Consider the following 13,100-nt stretch of genomic DNA (forward strand, 5'->3'; position numbering starts at 1 on the left):
CAGATGACCATCCAGCAACCGAAGATAGACACCAGCCCTAAAGTCTCGGACGAGGTTCGGCGCACCACCTGTTACATGTGTGCCTGCCGCTGTGGCATCAACGTTCACATGAAAGACGGCAAGGTCGCCTATATCGAAGGCAACCGTGATCACCCGGTTAACAAGGGCGTTTTGTGCGCCAAGGGCTCGGCGGGGATCATGCAGGTCAACGCGCCGTCGCGGCTGCGCAAGCCGCTGCGCCGGGTTGGTCCGCGCGGCTCGGGTGAGTTTCGCGAGATCGAATGGGACGAAGCGATCAGCACTGCCGTCGGTTGGCTGAACGAGTTGCACGAAACCGCGCCACAAAAACTGGCCTTCTTCACCGGTCGCGATCAAAGCCAGAGCTTCACCAGCTTCTGGGCACAGAATTTCGGCACCCCAAACTATGCGGCCCATGGCGGTTTCTGCTCGGTCAACATGGCGGCGGGTGGCATCTATACGATGGGTGGCGCGTTCTGGGAATTCGGTCAGCCTGACTGGGATCACACCAAGCTGTTCATGCTGTTCGGCGTGGCCGAGGACCATGACAGCAACCCGATCAAGATGGGCCTTGGCAAGATCAAGGCACGGGGCGCGCGGGTGATCGGGGTCAACCCGATCCGTTCGGGCTATAACGCGGTGGCCGACGACTGGGTCGGGATCACGCCTGGCACCGATGGGCTGTTCATCCTGTCGCTGATTCACGTGCTGATGAAAGCGGGCAAGATCGACCTCGATTATCTCAGCCGCTACACCAATGCGCCGGTTCTGGTGAATGAGGCCGAAGGCCCGGAAAAAGGCCTGTTCCTGCGCGACGCCGATGGCAAACCGCTGGTGATCGACCGTACAACTGGCGAGCCAACCGCTTTTGACAAGCCGGGCGTGCGCCCTAACCTGTCTGCGACCTACGAAAAAGATGGCGTCACCCACCGCCCGGTCTTCCACCTGATGGCGGACAAATACCTCAGCGACGACAACGCGCCCGAGGCCGTGGCCGAACGCTGTGGTATCCCCGCCAGCCGCATTCGTGCCATCGCGGCCGAAATCGCCCGCGTTGCCTTTGACGAAGCGATCGAGCTGGACCACGAATGGACCGATTTCCGGGGCGAAACACACAGCAAGATGATCGGTCGTCCGGTCAGCTTCCACTCGATGCGCGGGGTTTCGGCCCATGCCAATGGGTTCCAGACCTGCCGCGCGCTGCACGTGCTGCAAATCCTGCTGGGCACTGTCGAAGTGCCCGGAGGTTTCCGTTTCAAACCGCCCTATCCCAAACCGGTCGAGGCGCACCCGACACCGCATGGCGACCGCCGTCCGGGCCGCCCACTGAACGGGCCGCATCTGGGCTTTCCACGCGGTCCCGACGATCTGCTGCTGGACGATGACGGCAACCCCATTCGCATCGACAAAGCGTTCACCTGGGAAAACCCGATGTCGGCCCACGGGCTGATGCATATGGTGATTTCGAACGCAGCCGCCGGTGATCCTTACAAGATCGACACCCTGTTCATGTACATGGCGAACATGTCGTGGAACTCGTCCATGAACACCAAGGGCGTGATGGAGATGCTGACCGCCAAGGATGATGACGGCAATTACGTCATTCCGAACATCATCTATTCCGATGCCTATTCCTCGGAAATGGTGGCCTATGCCGATCTGGTTCTGCCCGACACGACATATCTTGAGCGGCACGACTGTATCTCGCTGCTGGACCGTCCGATCTGCGAGGCCGACGCCGCCGCCGATGCAATCCGCTGGCCGGTGATCGAACCCGACCGCGATGTGCGGGGGTTCCAGTCGGTGCTGATCGAACTGGCCAACCGCATGAACCTGCCGGGCTTTACCAACGAAGACGGCAGCGCCAAGTGGAAGGACTATGCCGACTATATCGTCAACCACGAACGCCGCCCGGGCATTGGCCCGCTGGCCGGGTTCCGTGGCCCCGACGGCGACAAGGAAGGCCGTGGCGAGGTCAACCCGGAACAGCTGAACCGCTATATCGACAACGGCGGCTTCTATGTCGCGCATATTCCCGAAGGTGCGGATTACTACAAACCTTGGAACGCAGCCTATCAGGATTGGGCCGTGGGCATGGGTATCTATGACAGCCCGCAACCTTACCTGTTCCAGCTTTACTCGGAACCGATGCGCAAATTCCAACTGGCGGCCGAAGGCCATGGTGAAAGGCAACCGCCCGAACACCTGCGCCAGCGCATCAAGGACACGATGGACCCGCTGCCGATCTGGTACGAGACCGACCAACAGGGCAACGAAGGCTATACCGTCAACGCCCTGACCCAACGCCCAATGGCGATGTATCACAGCTGGGGCACCCAGAACGCCTGGCTGCGCCAGTTGCACGGGCGCAACCCGCTTTATGTGCCGACCAAACTGATGCGTGAACACGGGCTGCAGGATGGTGACTGGGCCAAGGTCAGCTCGCCGCACGGCGCCATCACGGTGCCGGTCATGGAAATGGCGGCGCTGAATGAAAACACCGTCTGGACCTGGAACGCCATCGGCAAACGCAAAGGCGCCTGGGCCCTGCAAGAGGACGCGCCCGAGGCCACCAAGGGCTTCCTGTTGAATCATCTGATTCACGAGCTGATGCCGCCGAAAGGCGACGGCATGCGGTGGGCCAACTCCGACCCCATTACCGGTCAGGCCGCCTGGTTCGACCTGAAGGTCAAAATCGAAAAAGCCGAAGCCCCGGGTGACGCCGAAAGCCAACCGGAATTCGACCCTATAAAATCGCCGGTGGGAACCGGCCCGAAAGATCTGGCGTGGAAGGTAGGCAAATGACCCAACTCCCCCAATCCACCGAACGTAAGATGGGTCTGGTTATCGACCTTGACACCTGCGTTGGCTGCCATGCCTGCGTGATTTCCTGCAAAGGCTGGAACACCGAAAACTATGGCGCGCCGCTGTCGGATCAAGATGCCTATGGCGCCAATCCGTCGGGCACCTTCCTGAACCGAGTGCATTCCTACGAAGTGACACCGGATGAGGGTCACGCACAGCTGATCCATTTCCCCAAATCCTGCCTGCATTGCGAGGATGCGCCCTGCGTCACCGTTTGCCCCACCGGGGCCAGCTATAAGCGGGTCGAGGATGGCATCGTTCTGGTCAATGAAAGCGACTGCATCGGGTGTGGCCTATGCGCGTGGTCCTGCCCCTATGGCGCGCGCGAGCTGGATCAGGCGGAAGGTGTGATGAAGAAATGCACCCTGTGCGTTGATCGCATCTACAACGAGAACCTGCCCGAGGTGGATCGTGTCCCCTCCTGCGTGCGCACCTGCCCCGCCGGGGCCCGGCATTTCGGTGATCTTGGCGATCCTGACAGCGACGTCAGCAAGCTGGTGGCCGAGCGTGAGGGCATGGACCTGATGCCCGAAATGGGCACCAAACCCGTCAACAAATACCTGCCGCCCCGGCCCAAGGATCAGATCGAGGACCAGATCGACATCCTGGCCCCGCTGCTGGCCCCGGTCGCCGAAGAGCCCAAAGGCTTCCTTGGCTGGCTCGACAAAACGCTGGAGAAGTTCTGATGCATCCCGCACCTTCCGTCATCGTCTTCACCACCCTCTCGGGCCTGGGTTTTGGCCTGCTGTTTTTCCTCGGCCTCGGCTTGCCCGTCGTCACCGGCTGGGTCGCCTTTGCGCTTTTTGCCATCGGCTTTGGTCTTTCCGTTGGCGGCTTGCTGGCCTCGACCTTCCACCTGGGCCATCCGGAACGCGCGGTGAAGGCGTTCACGCAATGGCGCTCAAGCTGGCTCAGCCGTGAGGGCTGGTGCGCGGTCATCGCCCTGATCCTGATGGGGCTTTACGCCATCGGTGCGGTGTTTTTTGGCCAACGCTGGGGTGTTCTGGGCGTTCTCGGTTCCTTGTTCTCACTGGCAACAGTGTTCACGACATCGATGATCTATACCCAGCTCAAGACCATCCCGCGCTGGAATATGAAGCTGACACCCGCCATGTTCCTCAGCTTCAGCCTGGCGGGCGGGGCGCTTCTGTCCGGGCAACTTGCTTGGGCGATGCTATTGTTGTTGATCGCCGGCGCGGTGCAGCTGATGTATTGGCGGCAAGGGGACAAGGCCTTTGCCCAATCCGGTACCGATCTCGGCACCGCTACAGGCCTAGGCGGGCGCGGTTCGGTTCGGGCGTTTGAACCGCCCCATACCGGCACCAACTATCTGCTGCGCGAATTCGTCCACGTGGTCGGGCGCAAACACGCCGAAAAGCTGCGGATCATCTCGTTCACGTTGGCCATTTTCGTACCGCTGATCCTGTTGATGCTGCCTTTCCATCACATATTCGCATTGCTCGCCGTCCTATCCCATCTGACCGGCGTCGCAATTTCCCGATGGCTATTCTTTGCACAGGCCGAACATGTCGTCGGACTGTACTACGGAAAACGATAATAAAAGGGGGCTCTCAGCCCCCTTCTTTTTTGGCCTGACAGGCCAATCCATCTTTTCAAATGAAGTGCCAACCGGGTGAAACCACCCGGCCAGACTGGGATCAAATCAGACCAGCATGGGCCATTGCGGCATCAATTGCGGTCTTGGTGCTGTTTTCAAGCGGTGTCAGGGGCGACCGGACCTCGTCACTGCATAGGCCCAGTTTGCTAAGCGCGTATTTTGCCCCGACCAGACCCGGCTCGATGAAAATCGCCTCGTGCAGGGGCATCAGGCGATCCTGATACTCCAGCGCTTTGGCATAGTCGCCTGCCAACGTCGCTTGCTGGAACTCGGCGCAAAGCTTCGGTGCAACGTTCGCGGTCACTGAGATACAGCCAACACCGCCATGCGCGTTAAAGCCCAGCGCAGTCGCGTCTTCGCCGGACAGCTGGCAGAACTCGGGCCCACAGGCCGCACGCTGCTGGCTGACGCGCGCCAGATCACCGGTTGCGTCCTTGACGCCGACGATGCGCGGCAGTTCAGCCAGTTCACCCATGGTTGCGGGGGTCATGTCGACCACCGACCGACCGGGGATGTTATAGATGACGATTGGAATATCGGCGCAATCATGCAGCGCACGGAAATGCGCCACCAACCCTTTTTGGGTCGGCTTGTTATAATAGGGCGTCACAACCAGCGCTGCATCAGCACCGATCCGTTCCGCGAATCGCACAAAGCGGATCGCCTCAACCGTGTTGTTTGAACCGGCGCCCGCGATAACCGGAACACGACCAGCGGCGGCTTTGACCACCTCTTCCACAACGGTTTCATGCTCTTCATGACTAAGCGTCGGGCTTTCACCGGTGGTGCCCACAGGAACCAGCCCGGTCGAGCCTTCCTGAATCTGCCATTCCACCAAGTGTTTGAGCGTCTTCAGGTCCAACTCGCCGTTTGAAAACGGTGTGACGAGGGCTGGCATTGAGCCTTTGAACATGACACGCTCCTTAGTGTGCAGTTTGTGTTTTTTGTGCCCAAGGATCGTCACAATCATGGCGATGTGAGTTGATACCGTCGGCACAAGGTTTATCCTGAATGGCTCTATCCTTGGTTGGTTGGGAAATGCAAGGCATGACACGCGTTCTAGCGCTTTTGATAGCAATGATTCTTGGGTCAATGGGGCAGGCGCAGGCCGACTCGGTCGGTGATCTGCGCGCCGGGATGAACGAAATGCGCAAGGGCGACTGGAATGCCGCCCTGCGGGTGTCGGGCAATCGGGGGTCCGTTAGCCGCGATATCATCGTCTGGCACTGGCTGCGCGAAGGCTTTGGCAGTTCCGGCGATGTGTTGGTGTTTCTGGAGCGCCGACCGGATTGGCCAGGTCTGGCTTGGCTGCGTCGCAAAAGCGAGCCGGTGTTTACCGGAGCTGATCCCGATCGGGTGTTGAAATTCTACGCTGATGTACCGCCACAAACCGCCGAAGGGGCGCTGAACTTTGCCGTGGCTTTGATGGCCAAGGGGCGTGAAGGCGATGCCGAGGCTGACATCGTGGCCGCATGGCGCACTATGCCGATGGGGAAAGGTCTGCAGAAGAACTATCTTGAGAATTTCAGCAAGCTGCTGAAACCCCACCACGCGGCGCGATTAGATCGGATGTTGTGGGACAACCATTTGGTCAGCGCGGGGCAGATGCTGCCCTTGGTCAGTGCCGATCAGCGCAAGCTGGCTGAGGCACGGATTGCCTTGCAAAAACGCCAACCCGGCGTCGATGGCAAGGTCGCTGCGGTTCCAAAATCCCTGGCCGACGCACCTGGGCTGGCCTTTGACCGTTTTGTCTGGCGCGACCGGAAAGAGCTGGACGACAGCGCAATTGACCTGATGCTGGCACGCTCGACCGGGCCCCAGGCGCTGGGGGAACCTGACAAATGGGCTGAGGGCCGTCGCCGTCTGGCCCGGCTTGAGATGCGCAATGGTGATGTGAACCGTGCTTATCAGATTGCCGCAAACCATCACATGACACCGGAAATGGGCTATGCCTATGCCGATCTGGAATGGCTGGCGGGGTTCTTGGCCTTGCGCAAGCTGAATGATCCGGCCACGGCCGTACGGCATTTCCAGAACTTTTCTGGCGCGGTGCAGTCTCCGATCTCGAAAGGACGAGGCGGATACTGGCTGGGCCGGGCCTATAGCGCGCAAGGCGATGCCGACCAAGCCTATGAGGCTTATGCAATGGGCGCGGATTACCAGACCTCGTTCTATGGCCTGCTGGCGGCTGAACGCATTGGACGACCGTTTGACAGCGAATTGGCCAACCCCCGCCGCGCGCCGCATTGGAAACAGGCCGAGTTTGCCGACTCCAGCGTGTTGGAAGCCGGGCTGCTGTTGTTGCGTGCGGGTGAAGACAACTTGTCCGAACGCTTCCTAACCCATCTGGTAGAAGAACTGGATCAGGTGCAGGCGACGCAGTTGGGCGATCTAGTGATCGAACTCAAGGAACCGCATCTGGCGGTGATGATCGCCAAACGGGCGGCGAAAACGGGCGTTGTTCTACCCGCCGCCTATTACCCGGTGCATCCGGTGGCCGATATGGGCCTGCCCATGGCGAAAGAGATGACGCTGGCCATCGCCCGCCGCGAAAGCGAGTTTGACCCGGTTGTGATCAGCGGCGCGGGTGCGCGCGGGCTGATGCAGGTGATGCCCGCCACAGCACAGCTGGTAGCTAAGGAGCTGGGCATTCTCAGCGGCCACAAGACAATCAAGCTGACCTCGGACTGGCAATACAACGCCAAGCTGGGCGCCAATTACCTGTCCGGGCTGGCAGAGGATTTCAACGGCAATGTGGTGATGATGGCCGCAGGCTATAATGCCGGGCCGCGCCGTCCGATATCGTGGATGGATCGGTATGGGGATCCCCGCGCCGGTGAGATTGACGTGGTCGACTGGATCGAGACGATCCCGTTCAGCGAGACCCGCAACTACGTGATGCGTGTGGCTGAAAGCCTGCCGGTTTATCGTGCGCGCCTGGGTCAGCCCGCGCTGCCGATCCCCTTCTCGCAGGAGTTGGTCGGCTCAACCCTGGCGGCGTTCGCGCCATAGGGTGAACAGACCCGCCGCTACGACCAAGGCTGCGCCCAGCACGACCTCTGGCCGCAGCATTTCGCCGAATACCGTGATTCCCAAAATTGCGCTCCAGACCAGATGGAAATAGGCAAAAGGCTGCACCGCGCTAGCTTCGGCCATCTCATAACACTTTATCAGCAGCCAATGGCCCAACACGCCGCTGACACACAGTACTGCCATCCACGCCCAGTCCGGGCGGGCCATCGGTTCCCAGAACCACATTCCCACCAAAGTCATCGCCACAGCACCCGCGATTCCGGTCCAGAAAAAACTGGTGGCCGCGCTGTCCTTACGGGCAGCGAACCGGGTCAGTAGACCATAGAGTGCAAACATCAGCGCGGATATGAGCGGAACGATGGCCCACGGATTGAACACCCCGACCCCGGGTTGCAGGATGATCAGAACCCCGATGCAACCGACACCAATAGCGGACCAGCGTCTCCAACCTACTTTCTCACCAAGTACCGGGCCGCTTAACGCGGCAACCAGCAATGGATAACAGATAAACACAGCCATCGTGTCGATCAGGCCAAGAATGGTGAACGCAAACACGGCCACGCAAATCTCTGCCGCCAGCAAGATGCCACGAAACACCTGCAGCCCCAGCTGGCTCGTCTGCGCCGCGGCCCTTAGCCCGCCAGGCGCGCGCGCTGCCAGCGCAATGACGAACGCGGCAAAAAACCAATAGCGGATCATCACGACCATGTAGGTGTTGTAGGTCCCGGCCAGATGGCGCGAGATACCGTCCTGCAAGGCAAACACGATGGTGGCCGCGATCATCAGGCCAATTCCGGCCCGCACATTGTTTTGCTGCGTCATGGCTTGCGCGCCCGGGTCATATGACGCTTGCGGCCATAGCCGGGCGTTCGGGTGACGGTAAAGCCCGCCTCTTCCAACCCGCGCCGCACAAATCCGGCGGCGGTATAGGTGGCGGCGGTACCGCCGGCTGCCGTATGATCCGCCACCTGCTGCATCAGGTCAGCCCCCCACAATTCAGGGTTCTTTGCCGGGGAAAACCCGTCCAGAAACCACGCATCTGCCCGACCAGCCCAGCCGGACAATGTCTGACGCGCGTCGCCTACGATCACCTCAAGGCGCAGGGTTCCCAGATCGCACCCACCACCCTGCCACTGCGCCAGAAAACGGTCGCTCCATAGTGTCAATTCGGGGAACGATGCCAGCGCGCGGGACATGTCCTCGGGCGCCATCGGGAAGGCCTCGAAACTGGTGAAGAACAGGGGCGTGGTTTGGCCGGATTTCTCCCATTCGGACCACACGGTCAGCATGTTCAGGCCCGTTCCAAAACCCAGCTCGGCAATGCGGAACCCCGGCGCAAAGCGCGCGGGTAGATCATTGCCCGCCAGAAAGACATGCCGCGTTTCCTCCAACCCGTTCTGTAACGAATAATAGGGATCGTCGAAGCGGTCCGAGACCGGGATCTGATCCTCGGTCCATGTCAGTTCGGCGCGCTGGTCTGCCATCGGGGAATCCTGTAGCTAAGCGGCGCGACACTGAACAAGGATAAGGGGAATGGCAATGGTCGATGTAACGGTGCGCGGCGCGGGCGTCTTTGGCCTGTCCATTGCCTGGACCTGCGCCCGGCGCGGCGCCAAGGTGCAGGTTGTCGATCCGTTCGGTCCCGGATCAGGCTCCAGCGGAGGTTTGGTTGGCGCGTTGGCCCCGCATGTGCCCGAAAACTGGAACGCCAAGAAGGCCTTTCAATTCGACAGCCTGATTATGGCCGAGCCCTTCTGGAAACAGGTCGAAGCCACCGGCGGGGTGTCAGCCGGGTATGCGCGTCTGGGTCGGTTGCAGCCCGTCACCGACGCCCGCACATTGGAGCTGGCCCATGCCCGCGCTGTAACGGCGGACAAGCTGTGGCAAGGCCGCGCTGAATGGCGTGTTGTTGCGACCGATACGCTTGGGTCATGGTCCCCGCCCAGCCCAACCGGGTTCGTGATCCACGACACGCTAAGCGCTCGGATGCACCCCCGCCGCGCCTGTGCTGCGCTGGTTTCTGCGCTTGCGGTGATGGGTGTAGACGTGGTGAAAGACGCGCCAGACAAGGGGCAGGTTGTCCATGCCACCGGTCTGGCCGGATTGGAGGAGTTGAGCCAAGCCTTCGGCAAAACCGTCGGCAATGGCGTCAAGGGACAGGCTGCGCTGTTGCGGTTCGATGCTGGCGAAGTGCCGCAGCTGTTTGCGGATGCGATCCATTTCGTCCCCCACGCAGATGGCATGCTGGCGATCGGATCGACCTCGGAACGCGATTTTGATGACCCGACCAGCACGGATGCCGCGCTGGATGATGTGCTGGACCGCGCCACCCGCGCGGTGCCTGTATTGCATGGGGCGGAGGTCATCGACCGCTGGGCCGGCGTGCGCCCCCGCAGCAAAAGCCGTGCACCTATGCTAGGGGAACACCCGCTGCATCAGGGGCAGTTCATCGCCAACGGAGGCTTCAAGATCGGCTTTGGCATGGCACCCAAAGTGGCCGAGGTCATGGCCGATCTGGTTCTGGACGGCCGCGATAACATTCCCGACGATTTCCGTCCCGAAGCCTCACTCTGACCGGGCAACAGCTTCGGCGATCATACATTGCCGCCCATCGGGGCCACGCACCCACAGGGTTTGCCTTTCACGGCACAAGGTCGCGGTTTCGAAATGCATCAACGGCGCGGTTGCACGGAACGAGAACCGCGCCAAAGGCCCCATCAATTCTTCGGCAAACAACATCAGCAGCTGCGCCAGCAGCGGGCCATGCACGACCAGTCCGGCATAACCTTCGACATCGCGGGCATAATCCAGATCGTAATGGATACGGTGGCCATTGAAGGTCAGCGCCGAATAGCGAAACAGCAAGGTGGAATCGAAAGTGACCTCGTGCCGGTCGGTTTCATCGGTGCGCGCCGTGGGTGGGGTGGGTTTGACCTGATCTGGCGAAGGGTCCTGACGGTACACCAGATCCTGCCATTCGGTCAGACAATGGGTATCCCCCTGCCAGATTTCATGCCGTAATGTCACAAATCCCAGCGGCCCGCTGCGCCCGTTTTTTGAGGTTGCACTATCGCAGATCGACCGACGTTTGGCACTACGGCCCGCAATAAATGGCGCGTTGAATTCCAGTCTCCCTCCGGCCCACATCCGGCGTGGCAGCCCCATATCGGGGATCAGCCCGCCAACCTTGGAGTGACCATCCCGACCCAATTGGGACGGCGGGCGCGGCGACCAGAAATAGAGCTGATGGAAAAAAGGTGGCAGCGGCGTTCCGTCGATCACCGTCCCCTCCTGCCCCAGCGCCACCTGAAACGCGGCGGCGCGGGCCGGGTCAATCACATCGGTCTGAATTTCCTCTGCCATGGCCGCAGATTAGGCAGCTCGACCTTAGCGAACAAGCCTTAGAACCCCGCCTCGGCCCGAAGCTTCTCCATCAGGGTTCGCAGGCTGCTTTCATAACGGTCGCTGGTCAGTTTTCCATCTTCATCAAACTCGTTGGAGCTGTTGGCCAGATGAATCTCCGGCCCCTGCAGGATGCGCGGCTGGAACGGCACCATATAGCCGCGCAACACCATCTGCGCCCGCTCACCCCCGGCACGGCCCGCCGCCGCCGACATTACCGCAACCGGCTTGTCGGCCCAGGGGCGGCCCTCGGTCCGGCTGACCCAGTCCAGCGCGTTCTTCAGCACGCCTGACGGGCCTTTGTTGTATTCGGGTGTGGAAATGATCACCGCATGCGCCTGTGCGATCTGATCGGCCAGAGTTTGAACAGCCGCGGGAATGCCCTCGCCATCCTCCAGATCACCATCATAGAGCGGCAGGTTCAGGTCGGCTTCGATATGGGTGCCGGGATCGAACAGCCGCGCTGCCTCGCGTAACAGTTTGCGGTTGGTTGCGCTTTGGCGCAGCGAACCGGACAGGCTCAGAAGGATCGGGGCGGACATCAGGGAACTCCGAGTTGGGTTTCCTAATAGCTAGCCCAAAGCCCGCGCGCACCAAAGCCCCTGTGACGCGCAGTCAATGTGCGAAAAAAGGGCACCCGAAGGTGCCCTGCTTCGTTACGTTTGGCCGCTGGGAACGATCTCAATATCAACCCGGCGGTTGCGGGCCTTACCCTCGGGCGTCAGGTTCGACGCAGCTGGGCGATTTTCCCCAAGACCGATGGTCGAAATCCGCGCGCTGCTCACCCCATTGGCTTGCAGGATATCCGCCACAGACCGGGCACGGCGTTCGGACAGGGCCTGATTATAGGACGCCTCGCCGTCGCTGTCGGTATGGCCGATGACCTGAATGTTCGAGTTCGGGTACCGCGTCAGGTTCTGTCCAACCCGTACCAGATCGGCACGCAATGCCGGGCGCACGGTCGCGCTGTCGGTGTCAAAGCTGATATCGTTCGGCACGGTGACGATCAGGCGATCCCCGGCATTGGTGACGGTGATGCCCTGATTGGCCAGCTGCTGGCGCAGTTCCGCTGCCTGCTTGTCCAGTTGGTTGCCGACCAGACCACCACCGGCGGCACCGATGGCACCACCCGCCAGCGCGCCCAACAACGGATCCGAGTCATTCGCAATGGCGCCAACCCCGGCCCCGACCAGACCGCCCAGAATAGCACCTTGTCTGGTGTTCTGGTTGGGGTCGGATGGCAGGTTCAGCGTGCCGGGGTCCGTACAGGCCCCCAGAACCAAGGCCGAGCACAGCCCGGCGGACAAAACAAATTTGGAAATCGTCATGATATCACCTTCTGCTCCGGCGCCCGTTCTTCGGGCGCGTATTGTTTGGTGCAGTATATCGCGTTGCCCGCAGGTGGGCTCAAGCAACAATCAAGTGAAATCGGCAAATACTTGCCACCTATGACAGGCCCGCGGGCACGTCCCAGTGGTTCTGTTCCTGCCAGATCGCGCGCAACGGCTCACCCTGCCCGCAAAAGTGATCGTCGGTCAGTTCGCAGGCCCAGATGCGGTCGGTACGGAAATGGCGGAACCCGTTCCGCAACTCGCACCACGCAGCCAGCATAGTGCATTCGATGTGATAGATCAGCGCAACGGGGCGGACGATCCGTTCGGTCCGATCTTCGTTGGCGTTGACATAGGTGATGCGGATTTTACGTTCGTTCCGTATGGCCTCGCGGTAGTTCACAACCGGCACGCAGCCCTTTTCAGGATCGTCCATCGGCGCGCCCCATGGGGCAACCTGCAACCAGTCTGTCGGCACGCGCAACGCCTCGATTTTGCGGCACACACGGTCGGCGGCCTGCTGTAGCGTGCTATCACCGGTCCGTGCCAGCATCGACAGGCCGACCCACAGGGCCTCGACCTCTTCGGCATCGAAATTCAGCGGCGGCAAGTCATAGCCGCGCCGCATCAGATAGCCGACGCCGGCCTCACCCTCAATCGGGGTGCGCTGCGCCTGAAGGGCCGCAATGTCGCGATAGACGGTACGCGCGGACACCTCCAGCTTTTCTGCCAACATCTCTGCCGTCACCGGCGTTTCGGCGGAACGCAAAATCTGGATGATTTCAAACAGACGTGTGGAACGGCGCATGGGGGTCTCCGATTGATCTGCTGAC

The 13,100-nt window shown here is 60.9% G+C and carries 12 protein-coding genes; 5 read left to right on the forward strand and 7 right to left on the reverse strand.

Translation table 11 applies throughout. From position 1 onward, the window contains the following. Positions 1–3 precede the first annotated feature (3 nt). The 3 genes from AB1A64_RS17215 to AB1A64_RS17225 are packed head-to-tail and all read left to right on the forward strand — an operon-like array spanning position 4 to position 4,441. A complete protein-coding gene (locus tag AB1A64_RS17215) occupies positions 4–2,823 on the forward strand; it encodes a molybdopterin oxidoreductase family protein (RefSeq protein WP_366552563.1) in 2,820 nt (939 codons plus the stop codon). After that, complete coding sequence (locus AB1A64_RS17220) at positions 2,820–3,569, forward strand: 4Fe-4S dicluster domain-containing protein (protein WP_366552565.1); 750 nt, start codon at positions 2,820–2,822, stop codon at positions 3,567–3,569. The genes AB1A64_RS17215 and AB1A64_RS17220 overlap by 4 nt, the downstream gene beginning before the upstream one ends. After that, positions 3,569–4,441 carry a DmsC/YnfH family molybdoenzyme membrane anchor subunit gene (locus AB1A64_RS17225; protein ID WP_366552567.1) on the forward strand — a complete coding sequence of 291 codons (873 nt, stop codon included), beginning with the start codon at positions 3,569–3,571 and terminating at the stop codon, positions 4,439–4,441. Before AB1A64_RS17220 ends, AB1A64_RS17225 begins: the two co-directional genes overlap by 1 nt. A 100-nt stretch (positions 4,442–4,541) precedes the next feature. On the opposite strand, the gene dapA is transcribed toward AB1A64_RS17225, so the two are convergent. Beyond that, positions 4,542–5,414 (reverse strand): 4-hydroxy-tetrahydrodipicolinate synthase, encoded by an 873-nt coding sequence (gene dapA, locus AB1A64_RS17230; protein WP_366552568.1) that lies wholly within the window; start codon positions 5,412–5,414, stop codon positions 4,542–4,544. Between the two features lie 134 nt (positions 5,415–5,548). Here dapA and AB1A64_RS17235 point away from each other — a divergent pair, with 134 nt between their 5' ends. Continuing rightward, a complete protein-coding gene (locus tag AB1A64_RS17235; RefSeq protein WP_366552570.1) occupies positions 5,549–7,513 on the forward strand; it encodes a lytic transglycosylase domain-containing protein in 1,965 nt (654 codons plus the stop codon). Here AB1A64_RS17235 and AB1A64_RS17240 read toward each other — a convergent pair. Further along, positions 7,487–8,356, reverse strand: coding sequence for a DMT family transporter (locus AB1A64_RS17240; protein ID WP_366552572.1), 870 nt, complete (start codon positions 8,354–8,356; stop codon positions 7,487–7,489). The two genes, AB1A64_RS17235 and AB1A64_RS17240, sit on opposite strands and share 27 nt — an antisense overlap. Continuing rightward, entirely contained in the window at positions 8,353–9,018 is a 666-nt protein-coding gene (gene mnmD, locus AB1A64_RS17245; RefSeq protein WP_366552574.1) for a tRNA (5-methylaminomethyl-2-thiouridine)(34)-methyltransferase MnmD, read from the reverse strand. Before mnmD ends, AB1A64_RS17240 begins: the two co-directional genes overlap by 4 nt. A 49-nt stretch (positions 9,019–9,067) precedes the next feature. Here mnmD and AB1A64_RS17250 point away from each other — a divergent pair, with 49 nt between their 5' ends. Beyond that, positions 9,068–10,108 carry an FAD-dependent oxidoreductase gene (locus AB1A64_RS17250; protein WP_366552576.1) on the forward strand — a complete coding sequence of 347 codons (1,041 nt, stop codon included), beginning with the start codon at positions 9,068–9,070 and terminating at the stop codon, positions 10,106–10,108. Here AB1A64_RS17250 and AB1A64_RS17255 read toward each other — a convergent pair. The 4 genes from AB1A64_RS17255 to AB1A64_RS17270 form a co-directional block, all read right to left on the reverse strand. Further along, positions 10,100–10,897 (reverse strand): acyl dehydratase, encoded by a 798-nt coding sequence (locus AB1A64_RS17255; protein ID WP_366552578.1) that lies wholly within the window; start codon positions 10,895–10,897, stop codon positions 10,100–10,102. The genes AB1A64_RS17250 and AB1A64_RS17255 overlap by 9 nt on opposite strands. A gap of 38 nt (positions 10,898–10,935) precedes the next feature. After that, a complete protein-coding gene (locus tag AB1A64_RS17260; RefSeq protein WP_366552579.1) occupies positions 10,936–11,478 on the reverse strand; it encodes an NAD(P)H-dependent oxidoreductase in 543 nt (180 codons plus the stop codon). Between the two features lie 114 nt (positions 11,479–11,592). Continuing rightward, positions 11,593–12,264 carry an OmpA family protein gene (locus AB1A64_RS17265; protein ID WP_366552581.1) on the reverse strand — a complete coding sequence of 224 codons (672 nt, stop codon included), beginning with the start codon at positions 12,262–12,264 and terminating at the stop codon, positions 11,593–11,595. 118 nt (positions 12,265–12,382) lie between these two features. Beyond that, entirely contained in the window at positions 12,383–13,075 is a 693-nt protein-coding gene (locus AB1A64_RS17270; RefSeq protein ID WP_366552583.1) for a YafY family protein, read from the reverse strand. Positions 13,076–13,100: the final 25 nt, after the last annotated feature.

It is taken from the genome of Ruegeria sp. ANG10, assembly GCF_040705255.1.
Lineage (GTDB): Bacteria > Pseudomonadota > Alphaproteobacteria > Rhodobacterales > Rhodobacteraceae > Ruegeria.

What these genes read in the sequence shown, in the direction of transcription:
- AB1A64_RS17215 (WP_366552563.1), top strand. Translation starts at nt 4, where the DNA reads ATGACCATCCAGCAACCGAAGATAGACACCAGCCCTAAAGTCTCGGAC.
- AB1A64_RS17220 (WP_366552565.1), top strand. Translation starts at nt 2,820, where the DNA reads ATGACCCAACTCCCCCAATCCACCGAACGTAAGATGGGTCTGGTTATC.
- AB1A64_RS17225 (WP_366552567.1), top strand. Translation starts at nt 3,569, where the DNA reads ATGCATCCCGCACCTTCCGTCATCGTCTTCACCACCCTCTCGGGCCTG.
- dapA (WP_366552568.1), bottom strand. Translation starts at nt 5,414, where the DNA reads ATGTTCAAAGGCTCAATGCCAGCCCTCGTCACACCGTTTTCAAACGGC.
- AB1A64_RS17235 (WP_366552570.1), top strand. Translation starts at nt 5,549, where the DNA reads ATGACACGCGTTCTAGCGCTTTTGATAGCAATGATTCTTGGGTCAATG.
- AB1A64_RS17240 (WP_366552572.1), bottom strand. Translation starts at nt 8,356, where the DNA reads ATGACGCAGCAAAACAATGTGCGGGCCGGAATTGGCCTGATGATCGCG.
- mnmD (WP_366552574.1), bottom strand. Translation starts at nt 9,018, where the DNA reads ATGGCAGACCAGCGCGCCGAACTGACATGGACCGAGGATCAGATCCCG.
- AB1A64_RS17250 (WP_366552576.1), top strand. Translation starts at nt 9,068, where the DNA reads ATGGCAATGGTCGATGTAACGGTGCGCGGCGCGGGCGTCTTTGGCCTG.
- AB1A64_RS17255 (WP_366552578.1), bottom strand. Translation starts at nt 10,897, where the DNA reads ATGGCAGAGGAAATTCAGACCGATGTGATTGACCCGGCCCGCGCCGCC.
- AB1A64_RS17260 (WP_366552579.1), bottom strand. Translation starts at nt 11,478, where the DNA reads ATGTCCGCCCCGATCCTTCTGAGCCTGTCCGGTTCGCTGCGCCAAAGC.
- AB1A64_RS17265 (WP_366552581.1), bottom strand. Translation starts at nt 12,264, where the DNA reads ATGACGATTTCCAAATTTGTTTTGTCCGCCGGGCTGTGCTCGGCCTTG.
- AB1A64_RS17270 (WP_366552583.1), bottom strand. Translation starts at nt 13,075, where the DNA reads ATGCGCCGTTCCACACGTCTGTTTGAAATCATCCAGATTTTGCGTTCC.